Annotated in this window: 15 protein-coding genes; 12 read left to right on the top strand and 3 right to left on the bottom strand. The window is 62.1% G+C overall.

The window, feature by feature from the left end:
• Positions 1-8 precede the first annotated feature (8 nt).
• From D1223_RS18340 to D1223_RS18315, 6 genes are read left to right on the top strand one after another with little or no spacing between them, the layout of a single operon-like run.
• Complete coding sequence (locus D1223_RS18340; protein WP_119377785.1) at positions 9-1697, top strand: hypothetical protein; 1689 nt, start codon at positions 9-11, stop codon at positions 1695-1697.
• Complete coding sequence (locus D1223_RS18335; RefSeq protein WP_119377784.1) at positions 1697-2410, top strand: flagellar hook-basal body complex protein; 714 nt, start codon at positions 1697-1699, stop codon at positions 2408-2410. The genes D1223_RS18340 and D1223_RS18335 overlap by 1 nt, the downstream gene beginning before the upstream one ends.
• Positions 2411-2439: 29 nt before the next feature.
• Positions 2440-3225, top strand: a complete 786-nt coding sequence (flgG, locus tag D1223_RS18330) for a flagellar basal-body rod protein FlgG (protein WP_119377783.1) — start codon at positions 2440-2442, stop codon at positions 3223-3225.
• A gap of 3 nt (positions 3226-3228) precedes the next feature.
• Positions 3229-3636, top strand: a complete 408-nt coding sequence (gene flgA, locus D1223_RS18325) for a flagellar basal body P-ring formation chaperone FlgA (protein WP_119377782.1) — start codon at positions 3229-3231, stop codon at positions 3634-3636.
• Positions 3633-4337: a flagellar basal body L-ring protein FlgH gene (locus D1223_RS18320; RefSeq protein ID WP_233349527.1), complete on the top strand. Its 705-nt coding sequence runs from the start codon at positions 3633-3635 to the stop codon at positions 4335-4337. Before flgA ends, D1223_RS18320 begins: the two co-directional genes overlap by 4 nt.
• 12 nt (positions 4338-4349) lie before the next feature.
• Positions 4350-4934 carry a flagellar basal body-associated FliL family protein gene (locus D1223_RS18315; protein WP_119377780.1) on the top strand — a complete coding sequence of 195 codons (585 nt, stop codon included), beginning with the start codon at positions 4350-4352 and terminating at the stop codon, positions 4932-4934.
• A gap of 96 nt (positions 4935-5030) precedes the next feature.
• Here the strand turns inward: D1223_RS18315 and D1223_RS18310 are convergent, their stop codons facing one another.
• Complete coding sequence (locus D1223_RS18310) at positions 5031-5708, bottom strand: flagellar hook assembly protein FlgD (RefSeq protein ID WP_119377779.1); 678 nt, start codon at positions 5706-5708, stop codon at positions 5031-5033.
• 12 nt (positions 5709-5720) lie between these two features.
• A complete protein-coding gene (gene fliK / locus D1223_RS18305) occupies positions 5721-7358 on the bottom strand; it encodes a flagellar hook-length control protein FliK (protein WP_119377778.1) in 1638 nt (545 codons plus the stop codon).
• A 119-nt stretch (positions 7359-7477) separates the two neighbouring features.
• Here fliK and D1223_RS18300 point away from each other — a divergent pair, with 119 nt between their 5' ends.
• From D1223_RS18300 to D1223_RS18275, 6 genes are all read left to right on the top strand, one after another.
• Positions 7478-7816, top strand: coding sequence for a hypothetical protein (locus D1223_RS18300; RefSeq protein WP_119377777.1), 339 nt, complete (start codon positions 7478-7480; stop codon positions 7814-7816).
• The gene (locus D1223_RS18295) at positions 7797-8177 is read left to right on the top strand and encodes a hypothetical protein (RefSeq protein WP_119377776.1); all 381 of its coding nucleotides are present in this window, start codon (positions 7797-7799) and stop codon (positions 8175-8177) included. Before D1223_RS18300 ends, D1223_RS18295 begins: the two co-directional genes overlap by 20 nt.
• A gap of 140 nt (positions 8178-8317) precedes the next feature.
• A complete protein-coding gene (locus D1223_RS18290; protein ID WP_119377775.1) occupies positions 8318-9565 on the top strand; it encodes a flagellin in 1248 nt (415 codons plus the stop codon).
• Between the two features lie 62 nt (positions 9566-9627).
• Positions 9628-10017 carry a flagellar biosynthesis regulator FlaF gene (flaF, locus tag D1223_RS18285; protein ID WP_119377774.1) on the top strand — a complete coding sequence of 130 codons (390 nt, stop codon included), beginning with the start codon at positions 9628-9630 and terminating at the stop codon, positions 10015-10017.
• Positions 10017-10439 (top strand): flagellar biosynthesis repressor FlbT, encoded by a 423-nt coding sequence (locus tag D1223_RS18280; protein WP_119377773.1) that lies wholly within the window; start codon positions 10017-10019, stop codon positions 10437-10439. Before flaF ends, D1223_RS18280 begins: the two co-directional genes overlap by 1 nt.
• 5 nt (positions 10440-10444) lie before the next feature.
• The gene (locus tag D1223_RS18275) at positions 10445-11278 is read left to right on the top strand and encodes a DUF1217 domain-containing protein (RefSeq protein WP_119377772.1); all 834 of its coding nucleotides are present in this window, start codon (positions 10445-10447) and stop codon (positions 11276-11278) included.
• Here the strand turns inward: D1223_RS18275 and fliI are convergent.
• Entirely contained in the window at positions 11208-12596 is a 1389-nt protein-coding gene (gene fliI / locus D1223_RS18270; RefSeq protein ID WP_119377771.1) for a flagellum-specific ATP synthase FliI, read from the bottom strand. The two genes, D1223_RS18275 and fliI, sit on opposite strands and share 71 nt — an antisense overlap.
• Positions 12597-12611 lie beyond the last annotated feature (15 nt).

Below are 12611 nucleotides of genomic sequence, written 5' to 3'. Positions count from 1 at the left end.
CAAAAATCGTGGAGCCTGACAGCGAGCTACCCAGCTCGCTTGACCGCTTCGTGAAGAATGCCATCGACGAAGGATTGCTGACGCCATCTGAGCCATCATCGTCGCAGCCTTCATCAACGACAGCGAATACCGCGCAGAACCCGCACGCTCCGATCATCGAAAGGCAGGGGAGCAACCGGGCGCAGGCGGGCGTGTCGCTTCGCCCCAAACAGTCCACCGCCACAAATGTGTGCGCTGAGGAGGACCCGTTCGATTTCACCGAATATCACGAGCTTCGTACATATGATGATCTGCTGGCCTGGCGCAGCACCGCTGAAGCGGCTGAGCCCGAGCAGTTCAAGAACGAGCTCGCACGGGCGTATATCGCCCTCGGCCTCAACGAAGAAGCCCGGCTGCAGCTGAACGGAATCGTTGGCCCGGAAGCATCTGCCCTGCGGCGCCTGGCGGTGCTCATGGAAGATCGTGCCGCGCCTGATCTTGAGTTTTTCCGCCAGCAGGCCGATTGCCCCGACGTGTCAGGCATCTGGTACTCCCTCGCCCTTCTCAAGAAGGACAGGAAAGCCGCAGCCCGGCGCTTCGATGAGCGGATAAACGAGTTCCGCCGGCTTCCTTTCCAGCTACGGGTCGAGATTGCTGCGCGCGCCGTGCCGGCTCTGGATGCTGCTGGCGAGCGTCTGATCGTCGACAAGCTGATGGCCAATTTCAATGAGGAAGATATCGCAGCCTCGTCGCGCCTGAAATTCAACAGAGCGCTCATTAATATGCGAAACGGCGGCGACGCTGCGCGCGATGTGATGCGCAATTACCTGAACAATCCCGAGTTCAGGGAAGAGGCGGCGGCGAGCCTTCTGCGCCATGGTCAGACACTAGAGAAGACAGTCCAGAAGGACGTTGCAGACCGCATGATCGAGAAGATCAGCAGTATTGATTCCACAGGGCCTGTCGCGAGCAGTCTCGATGTGATGCTCAATGACCTGCACGAGGTCGCCGGATACGGGCTGACGCTGCAACTGGCCAGCATGCCGGCAACGCAGCGGCCCGAGGCTCATGACCGCATCGTTTCGCACTTCGTCTCGCTGGCTGAGGACGGCTTGTCCAGTGCCGACACGCTCGAGAATCTTGAAGCGATGGACGCCCTGCTCGCTGCGGCCGATCTGCTCTCGGAACACGACGAACTGGACAATTTGTACACAAATGCCAGCCAGCTGGCGTTGAAGCTGGGGTTCCAGAATCTTGCTGCGACGTTTGCTTCGCGTTCATCCGATCCGGAAGAACTGGTCGAGGCGCGCGCATCCCTGGCCTTCCGCATGGCGGACCATGACGCCCTGAAGTCCTTCACCGACCTTTATCCTGAGAATGCAGAAATCACCCTCCTGGCCGCCCTGAGCGCAGTGAGATCTGGCGACGAAGCCTTGCTGGCCGCTGTGGAGCCGAGGCTGCGGCGCGATGCGAGGACGGTGGTTTCCCTGATCGAGATGGATGCCGCCAGCGGTCGCTGGATTGTGCCCGAATACATTTACGGGACGGCCCGAGCTCTCGGCGACGAAGAACATAAGGCGCGCGTGGAGCGGGTCGAACTGCTGCGTAGCCAGCTTGGCGCCCCGCAACCGTCACCGGAGTACGGCGTCGCCGATATTGGATCGGCCCTGAAGCGAATCCGCACCTCACTCGAACCAGACGAAATGGAGGTTCACTGATGTCGAATGCCGTTTATGCTGCCATCACGCGCCAGACTGGCCTTACGAATGAATTGCAGGTCGTGGCGAACAATCTCGCAAACGCCAGCACGACTGGGTACAAGGCCGACCGCGCCGTGTTCGCTGAGTTCCTCGCAGGCAATGGTGAGGATATCGAACATATTTCGATGGGTGGCCTGGCCGGTCACCAGTTCGACCTGGAGCAGGGCGGCCTCAAATTCACCGGCGGCCAGTTCGATCTTGCGATCCAGGGTGATGGATTTTTCGTCCTCGACACGCCGGATGGTCCGCGACTCACAAGGGCGGGTCATTTCCAGCTTTCCGCGGAGGGCCGGCTCGTTGATGCGCAAGGCAGCCCGGTCCTGAACCCGGCCGGCGGCGCGCTTCTCATTCCCCAGGGCGTGGGCGATGTTTCGATTGCAGGGGACGGCACGATTTCCGCCAATGGCCGCATTCTGGGACAGGTTGGCATCGTGCAGCCGGAAGGCCAGCTTACCCGCGCCGGCAATACGAGTTTCGAAGCCCCGGAAGGTTTTGACCCGGTTGAAGGAGCCCGTGTGGTTCAAGGCGCGCTCGAACAATCGAATGTTTCCCCCGTGCTTGAAGTGGCGCGCATGATCGAAGTGCAGCGCGCCTATGAGGCCGGACAATCAATGATGGACACAGAGGACCAGCGGGTAAGCCGCTTCATCGAAACACTGCGACAACTCTAGGGCTGGACGCCCGCTCGAAGGAGGAACCTATGAAGTCACTACAGATTGCAGCCACCGGGATGGCCGCGCAGCAAATGCGCGTGGATGTCATCTCGAACAATATCGCCAACATGAGTACCGCGGCCTACCGTCCCAGGACGGCTGAGTTTTCCGACCTCATGTACCAGCAATATCTCACGCCCGGGACGATAACCTCGCAGGTGGGGACAGTCGTCCCAGCCGGTATCCAGCTCGGGACTGGCGTGAAGCCCTCCTCCGTTTCCATGGAGATCACACAGGGCTCACTGCGCGAAACCGGCGCTGAACTGGATCTCGCGATCGACGGTACTGGCTTCCTGGAAGTGCGCCTGCCATCGGGCGAGTCAGCCTTCACGCGCGATGGCAACCTGAACCGGAGCGCCGACGGCGAGCTGGTGACCAAGGACGGCTACGCGCTGGCCGACGGGATCATCATTCCAGCCGATGCCCGGCGGATCTCGATCAGCCCTGATGGCGAAGTCGTTGCCTATTTCGAGAACGAGGTTCAGGGCCAGCCAATCGGCAACATCTCGCTGACACGGTTCGTCAACGAGAAAGGCCTGGAGGCCATCGGCGACAACATGTTCCGCGAAACCGAAGCCTCCGGCGCCGCGAACCGGCTAGTGCCCTCTTCAGAAGGGGTCGGCATATTGCGACAGGGCTACATCGAGGATTCCGGTGTTGATGTGGTGAAGGAGATCTCGGACCTCATCGAGGCGCAACGCGGCTATGAGCTGAATTCCAAAGTGATCACCGCGGCTGACGAAATGCTCGCCGCAACGACACGGGTGCGCTAAGCCATGAGTGCCTTCATCAGTCTCGCGGCCAGTGTCGCCGCCATCCTGAACACCTCCGCATCTTTCGTCGCAACAGACGTGATCCGCGCAGGCGAGCAGGTTTCGCCAACCAACATCACCACCGAAGCTGGCGAGGCCGCGCCGGCCGATCATCCAGTCATCGGCCGGGAAGTCCGCCGCACGGTCTATGCGGGCCAGACCGTGTCGATGGACAACACCCAGCCCGCGCGCCTCGTAAGCCGCAACCAGCTGGTCACGATCAAGTACATTCGCGGTGGCCTCGAAATCACCATGACCGGGCGCGCCATGGGCGAAGCCGCGGCCAATCAGGACGTCTCGGTGCTGAACCTCCAGTCGCGTCAGATGGTGCACGGCGTAGTTCAAAAAGACGGATGGGTGCTGGCACAATGAAACACATTTCCACGATCGGCCTTGCCGCAATCGCCCTGGCTGGATGCGCGTCCGGTGGCAGCCAGCAGGCTGCCGTGATGCCGCCGCCGCCAGCAGCCATGCCGGTGATCACACAGCCGCAGCAACCGGAGTCCTATCGCGACAAGAACTCGCTCTGGACCACCTCGCCCACCGCCCTGCTCGGCATGCGCCGGGCCAAAGCGATCGGTGACCTGCTGACCGTTGTTGTTGAAATGGACGACCAGGCCAGCCTGCAGAGCTCCCTGTCGCGCTCGCGCGATGCCAATAATGAGGCAAGTATCGACGCCCTGTTCGGCCTGCCGAACCTTGCCGGCGCCGCGCTACCGAATGGCGCAACCTTGTCGCCGGGTATCGACTATGGCCGCAGCTCATCGCTCAACGGGGCCGGGACGATCAACCGCGCCGAGAAGGTTGCCTTCACGCTGGCGGCCCGGGTTGTTGGGGTCGAGCCGAATGGAAACCTTGTCATCCAGGGCTACCAGCAGACCCGGGTGTCGAACGAAGTTCGTGTCCTGACAGTGTCCGGCGTTATCCGTTCGCAGGATATTACTCGTACAAATACAGTGTCTTATGAGAAGATCGCGGATGCGCAGCTGGCTTATGTCAGCAGCGGGGAAGCGACAGCACCCGTCGAACGGCGTGCGGGCACCAAAGTGCTCGACGCCATTATCCCATTCTGAGGTAGATCCACCATGATGAAGCTCATCGCCCCGGCCCTGATAGCCGGCATTTTCGGCGCCGCAGGCGGGGCGGCGGCCGTCTACCTGAAGTCCGGGTCATCCGACGCCGCGCACACGGTGCCAGCGGACAAGAGCGGTGGGGACCATGGCGGGAGCGATGATGGTCACGGCGCCAAAGGCGGCGACCATGGAGAGACCGCCAAGAAGGACAAGAAGGATAGCCACGGTGCCAGTTCCGGCGGGGGCGGGCATGGGGGAGGCGATACCTCCGGCGCCCCTACCTATTACAAGTTCAGCCGGGAATTTGTCGTTCCGATCATCGAGGATGACCGGGTGAAAAGCCTTGTCATCCTGAACCTCAACCTGCAGATCGACACGGCCTCCTCGCAGAGCCTGTTCTCGCAGGAGCCAGCGCTGCGCGACAACATCATGACGACGCTGATCACGCTGAGTGCGGATGACGAGATCTTCAATTCGCTCAACAGTATCGAGCATTATGAAACGATCCGTTCCATGATCCTGAACAATTTGCAGAATTCATTTTCGACCGGGATCGAGAACGTCCTGATCCTCGACATGGCGCGGCAGGACCTCTGAGGAGACAGAAGGTCTGGCGACAGTCTGATTTCCGTCTATTTTCAGTACAATTCCAGTCTGATTCCAGTATAATTCCGGTCTGGAAGCGGCCCGGGCCTATTCGGCCTTGCGAACTGCCGACATATCGGCGGACACGCGCGAGGTTGTACCGACCCGCATTGTTCCATTCTCGCTGGCGACGTCGGTCACTTCCGTGAAAATGCGCGGCGCAACCGTTCCGAGATACTGGCCGTCCTGGTAAAGCGAGATGCCGAATTCGAACAGCGTGTCGGTGGCCGGTTTCTGGCCGGTCAGGGTCTCCCCGTTCCAGCTGTGAGCAGCCTTCGACATGTCGAGATCCTGGCTCCACACCGCTTCGCCATCGGTATCCACAACGGCGAGGACGGCCTTGTCGACGCCATCGGGGAGGTCGAACTCGAAATCGACCGCATCGCCGGAATAGGGCACCCAGGATGTTTCGACCGACACGCGCTGGCCCAGCCATTCGCTGGCGAGCATGGAGTGGAGATCGCCGATCATGGTCGCAATGCTCTCAAGGCTCTTATTGCCGACGACCTGCTGCTCGAGATTGGAGAAAGTCGCGAGCTGCTCGACGAACTGGGTCGAATCCATTGGCGAGAGCGGATCCTGGTTGCGGACCTGGGCGGTCAGCAGCTGGATGAAGCTCATGAATTCCTCGCCGAAGCGCTCGGGCGAGACGACGGGCTCCTTGGCGACGCCCGACTGCTGCTGGCTGGTCGCCTGCGTATTGCTGGCTGCTGATACGGTGCTCATGGGGCCGACTTTCTAAAGCTTGATGTCCAGGCCCGCAGCGATTGTCCGGGCGCGGTTGGGAAGGTTTGCAGCGGTCAGGGTCTGGGCCACCAGCTCATCCTCGGCAAAGGAAAGGGGCCCGCCTGCGAGGCGGCCGGAAGGCTGCTGGTCCTGCTGCGAGGAATTCTGGCGGAAGGTCATGTCCTGCGATGACAGGCCGTGCTGTTCCAGCGCCTGCGCCAGCTGGAAGTGCAGCTGGCGGAGCTGGCGCATGGCTTCGGGCGTATCGCCCGTCACGGTGATGTGCTGCAGGCCCTGTTGTGCGTCGAATTTGAAATCGATCGAGACGCGGCCGAGTTCCGGCGGGTCGAGCTGCACGGTAATCCGGTCGCTGCCATCCGTCCCGGCGAGCTTGGCCCGGACGATATCGACCACTTCAGGCGGCGTGGCGATCATCGCCGCGTTTGTCTGCATGCCCTGAAGGACGATGCCATTGGCGACATTGATCGCAGGTCCTGGTGCGCCGGCTGCAGGCTGGGCAACGGAGAAGAGCGATTCAGGCTTGCCCGTCGTATCGGACAGGGCGTGCTGGCCGAGCATCTCTTCCGGCGGTGTCATGGCCGCCGGTGACATGATACCTGTCAGGGTGTCGGCATGGCGCTCGCCAGCGGGATGGACGAGCTTATCCTTGCCCTGTTCGACGCCGCGCACGGGTTGCGGTGCGGCGTGCTGAACCGCGGCTGCTTGCGCACTGGCTTGCGGCGGTGTGCCTCGGCTGGCGTCTTTCTGGATGGCTGCGGCGGCGACCGGCGATGCGGCCGCGGCGGCCGTTTCATTGGTCAAGGGGCCACTGGAGGGGCGATCGGCGTAAGGAAGAGTGGCGGCCCGGTCCGGCTGTTGGCCGCGGTCAGCGGCGGCTTGCTGCTCGCCCTTGCTGGAGGCTCCGGCGGACACGTCGTTAGCCGGCGCTTCGGCATCAGCGACGGGGGATGCGACAGGGGCTGGCTTGGCATCTGTTCCGGACGCAGCTGACGCGGCCGGCGACGCGACCTGACTGTCAGCTGGCGCGCGGGCGCCTTCCTGAACGTGGTCGGCTGGTGCCATCGTCTGCGCGGGCTCAATCGCCTGCGCGGCTTCAGATGGCTTGTCCGGGGACACAAGCGGGGTGCCGGACTGTGGCGTGTGATTCGCCTTTGTCTCTTTTGATCCGTCGCCCTCGTCAGCGGACCCTTCAGCCTGCGCGGCCGTTGCCGGGGCTGACACAGCTGCAACAGCCGTTTCGGCCTGCGCACCGGCTTCATCGCGATCGCCCGTCTCGGACGGTGTGTCCTCCAGGTCGGCGGAAGCGGCCGCAGCCGCATCCTCAGCTTCAGCTTTCACGGTTTCTTCGGGAGACGCAGCGCCGTCTGATTTGCCTGTCTGTGCAGCGTCCTCAATGGCGCCAGCATCGCCTTCAACCCAGTTGAGATCGCTCGATGCCGCCTTGCCGGAGCTGGCCTGCTCGCCTGCCGGCGCCATCCCGGTCGTAGCTTTTTCGGGGGCCGGCCCATCCGGATCCATCATGGATTTGCGGAACGCGTCGCCTTGCTGGGCGGGGGCATTTGGGGGGCGGCTCGGCCTTGAGATGAGGTCGATCAGACCTTGCATCTTGGTGTGTACGCTATTCGCCATTTCTCATCCTGAGTTAGGGCTCTCTTAACCGAAGCTGCCGCACGTCGAGTAAAATATGCCTTAACGCGGCGCTCTTTTCTGGCGGCCTCCGGCGGGCACAGCAGACTCTGGTTGGATACATGGCTGACTTTATAAATTCAGTGGCAGTGCAATCAGGCGCCGGGCCGGCGGCCGGCGAAAGGCCGAAACCGGTCCCTGCCGACGAGCGCTCGGAACTCGGCATCCGGTTCGAGAAGATGCTTTGGGCCGAGATGCTGCGCCATACCGGCCTTGAAAAGGCGATGACGCAATCAGGCGGCCAGTCTGCGGCGGCCTTCACACAGTTCATGATCGAATCAATTGCCGAGGACATCGCCCGGCGCAGCCCGCTCGGGCTCGACCCGGTCGGGTCCAGGGCAGGGCAGACTTATGCAGCATTGAATACGGAGGCAGCAGTCGATGCAGGCGAACGTGATTGAGGATGCCATCGGAACGCTTGAAACCGTTCTTGTGCATGAGCGCGAGCTGCTGATGCGCGGCCAGGCGCGTGAGACTGCCGCTCTGGTCGGCGAGAAGATGTCGGCCCTGCAAGTCTTCGATGATGTTGTGCTTAACCGCGCCGCGACGGGTCTTCAGGACGGCCATCGCCGGCGTGTCGAGGCGATCATCGCGCTTGCCAAGGAGAATGCCGAACACTTCAAGGCTGTGCGCAATGGCGTTCGCAATGCCATCGACCGGATCGGCGCACGTACAGAAAACGCATATGTCGGCGCTTACAATGCGACGGGCGGCCAGACGCCTTTCCGAAACGCAACCGGCGGTTATCTGAAGAAAGTTTAGTTGGTTAACTCCTTGTACACTTGCCTCAACTATTCAGCGATGAACCAAGAAGGGTTCCCGGGGCTGTCCCGCTGTCAGGATGACATGAGTTTAAACAATTCAGCCGGCAACGTGTCCGGGCTGGCAATAAGGAAAAACTGATGTCCAGTATTATCACCAACAATAGCGCAATGGTTGCACTCGAGACCCTGCGCGGCATTAACCGCAATCTCGAGGCTGTCCAATCCGAAATCTCGACCGGCAAGAAAGTCGCGTCGGCAAAAGACAACGCAGCCATCTGGGCCATCTCGACGGTCATGTCGACCGACGTGGAAAGCTTCAAGCAGATTTCCGACTCGCTGAACCTCGGCTCGTCCACCGTTGGCGTTGCCCGTAAGGCTGCCGAGTCCGTCACGAGCCTCGTCCAGGACGTCAAGTCGCTGATCGTGTCCGCTCAGGAACAGAACGTCGACCGTTCGAAAATCCAGACCGACATCGACGCCAAGGTTGCCCAGATCCAGTCCGTGGTCGGCGCTGCCCAGTTCTCGGGCCTGAACCTCGTTGACGGTTCCAGCACGGCTGACGTCTCGATCCTGGCTTCGCTCGACCGTTCGTCTTCCGGCACGGTTTCGGCGTCCTATATCGACATCGCCCGTCAGGATCTCTCGATCTCGAACACGGCAACCGGTGCCACCTTCGGCTCTACCGGCGTTACCGACACCTCGATCATCAACAATGGCGGCACGGCTGCCGGTACGTCCGACACGGTCGCCGACACGGCGTCCCAGGACATCACGATCGCCAGCGTCGCTGACGGCAATTCCTACCGCGTCATCCTTGACGACTCCGGTACGACCAACAGCGTTGGCCAGCGCACCTTCGAATACGTTGCCGGTACCACCGACAGCGCGAACTCGGTTGCTGCCAACCTCGCCAACCAGATGCAGACCTTCCTGGATGCAACCGGCGACAGCAACTACACGGTGTCCTACGCTGACGATGTCATCACGGTCCAGAACGACTCTGGCGGCGTGCTGACCATCACGGCTGAATCTGCAACGGGCGGTACGGCCGGCACCAGCGCAGGCGGCCTCGGCAACCTGTCCAGCATCGACGTCACGACCGACGCCGGCGCAACGTCCGCTCTGACCTCGATCGAAAGCCTGCTCGACACCGCCATCGACGCGGCCGCTGCTTTCGGTTCGGCCCAGAGCCGTATCGCTGACCAATCGGAATTCGTTTCGACCCTGATCGACTCCCTGACCTCGGGTGTCGGCGGCCTGACGGACTCCGACATTGAAGCGGCCTCTGCAAAGCTGCAGGCCCTTCAGGTCCAACAACAGCTCGGCGTGCAGGCGCTGTCGATTGCCAACTCGGCACCGCAGTCGCTCCTGTCGCTCTTCCGGTAGTATGACAATGGGCCCGGGCGCTTCTGGCGCCCGGGTCTCTTTTTGAGTCGAAGTGAGTGGAAATGCAGCAACTGGCACACAAGGCGTACGGCGAAGTTACAAACCGCACGGCAAGCGACAAGCAAGTCGAATACGCCCTGTTCAGCGAGATCACTCAGGCGCTCCAGAAAATTTCACAGACTGACGATCCGGCCCCCTCCGAGTGGGCCGATGCCATTGACCGGAACCTCCAGCTCTGGACGGTTCTCTCGACCGACCTGGCAAGCCCGGAAAACCAGCTCAACGAAGACCTCAAGCGCGGCCTGATCGTGCTTGCAGAGTCCGTTCGCCGCATCAGTTATCGCGTGCTGGCTGGATCCGATGAGCTCGCCGATCTGGTCGATATCAATCAGACAATCATGCTGGGCCTGGAGGCCCAAGCAAATGCAACCCAGGAGGAGAATGCAGCCTGATGTCCGGTCTCGTGCTTAAACTTGCAGCGGGTGAACGCGTTGTGATCAACGGCGCCACGCTCGAAAATGGTGACAAACCCTGCAGCCTGCGGATCACCGATGGTGATGCGCGCGTGCTTCGCTGCCGCGACGCCCTAAGGCCCGAAGAGGTCGATACGCCCGTCAAGCAGGTCTACTACGCCATCCAGCTCCTCATCACGGGCGACCTGAAGGAAGACAACGTCCTTCCGGCCCTGCAGAAGGAGTGCGACGCGCTGGCAGACGCCTTCTCGACGATTGATGCCCGCCTCATCCCGTCGCTCTGCGACATGATCGGCCGCGGCAACTACTATTCCGCGCTGTGCCACCTGAAGCAGGTCATCGCCCTTGAGGCGGAACTCCTGCACCACAGCGAACTGATGATGCACCGCAAGGTCGCCTGAGGCCGATGTACCAGCCGGCCATACCCCTGACCGGTTACGGCGGCTGGAAGCTGCTGCAGGCAACCTATGACCGCCAGTTCGAAGGCTTCACGAAAAGCTCGACGGTCGCCAATGACCGCTCCTACTTCCTCGAGAAGTTCTCCAAGCCTGTTGAACTGGAGGACTTCCTGTCCGACAAGCGCCTGCTGCGTATCTCGCTGACGGCGTTCGATCTTGGCGGCGAGGAGTGGAAGGGCGGCTTCATCCGCAAGGTCATGGAAGAGGCGGCCGACCCGGCCAGCACCTTCCTGCAGCGGCTGAACAATCCCGACTACACGAACTTCTCCAAGGCCTTCAAACTGTTCGGCACCAAGCTCGCGCTGACCAGCGATGAATCCGAAGCGCTTGCCGACCAGTTCGAGAGCGCGGCCTTCCGCGAAGCGGTCGGCGAGGTCAATCAGAGCATGCGCCTCAGCCTGAACTATGAAAACAGGATCGAGAGCATCGCCGGGACCTCCTCCAGCGAGCAATCGAAGCTCTACCGCCTGCTCGGCAATGTGCCGATGCGCACGGTGATGGAAACCGCGCTCGGCCTGCCCAAGGATTTCACCAAGCTAGATATCGACCGGCAGGCGGAGATCCTGAAGGAACAGCTGCAGTCGAAGATCGGCATCACCGATGTCTCGCAGCTGGCCGAGCCGGAAAAGATCGACAAGGTCATCCAGCGCTTCCACGCCATGGAATCCATCAATAACGGTCCGTCAGCGACGACGCCGGGCTATGCGGCCCTTACCCTCCTGGGCGGGTCAGGATTTGGCGCCCAGGCGAGTGAGAACCTGTTTCTGAGCCTGATCCGCTAGGCGCAGGCTCCGGCTTTCCGGCGTTCAGCAGGCTCTTCATCAGGTCGAAGGCGAGCGGGATGTCGCCGTCATTCTTCAGCGAAACGAAGCCGTCGAGATGCGGAAAGAGATCGATGGCGCGGTCGCCCTGCGCATCGTGGCCGCGTTCATAGAGATTGGCCCGCAGCATCGGCGCGATCTCCTCATAGAGCGACAGGTAGCGCCTGTAGTCGCGCAGCAGGGCATTCTCATCGTCCGTCGCCGCGCCCGGCAGGGAGCGCGACACGCTGCGCAATATGTCGATGGCCGGGTAGCGGCCGCGGTCGGCGATGCGCCGGTCCATGATGATGTGCCCGTCGAGGATGCCGCGCACCATGTCCGCGACCGGCTCTTCCATGTCGGAGCCCGCCACCAGCACCGAAAAGATCGCCGTGATGTCGCCCTGCGCATCCGTGCCGGGGCCGGCCCGTTCGGCCAGCTCGGCGATGGTGCGCACCGTCGATGGCGGGAAGGCGTTGAGTGCAGGCGTTTCGCCGGCCGTCAGCGCGGTCTCGCGATGGGCTTCGGCAAAGCGCGTGATCGAGTCGAACAGCAGCAGGACCTGGTGGCCTTCGTCGCGGAAATGTTCGGCCGCCGCCATGGCGCAATAGGCGGCGCGTTTCTTTGCGCCGGGCGGCTCGCTCGCCGTCGCCGCGACAATCACGGTGCGCTCGCGCGCCTCGGGGGTGAGCGTGCGGTTGAAGAACTCGCCGACCTCGCGTGAGCGCTCGCCGATCAGGCCGACGACGACCCGGTCAGCCTGCAGCCCGCAAGCGAGCCCGCCCAGGAAGGTCGACTTGCCGATGCCGGAGCCGGCAAACAGGCCGAGCCGCTGGCCGCGGCAGATCGGAAGCACGGTATCGGTGATCATCCAGCCCGTATTCAGGCGCTCGCCAAGGCCCTTTCGCGCATGGGCGGACGGTGCGGCGGCATGCAGGCGCCGGCTCTTCAGGCCGGGCGGGGGCAGGGGCTGGTCGTCGCCGACCACTTCGCCGCGATAATTGACGATCCGTCCAAGCCAGTGATCGCCCGGCGTGACCCGCGCATCGCGCTCGATATTGACCCGGTCACCGATGCGGATCGCATCTGAATCGCGAAAAAGCAGGGCGGTTGCCCGATTGTCGCTTACATTCAGGATTTCGCCATGCACCGGCCCGTCCGGCGTCATCAGCGACACTTCATTGCCGATGCCCGCCGACTGGCTGATGCCCGCAATGCGGATGATGCCCGGCGACACGTCCGTTACTGTCCCCCAAAGCTGGAACAGGCTGTCTCTGGTCTGTGACGTCAAATGCAACACGTAAACAAATCCCGC

The organism is Henriciella mobilis (assembly GCF_003576285.1).
GTDB lineage: Bacteria > Pseudomonadota > Alphaproteobacteria > Caulobacterales > Hyphomonadaceae > Henriciella > Henriciella mobilis.
Note: the sequence above shows the minus strand (reverse complement) of the source record. Positions and strands in the feature narration are given on the sequence as shown.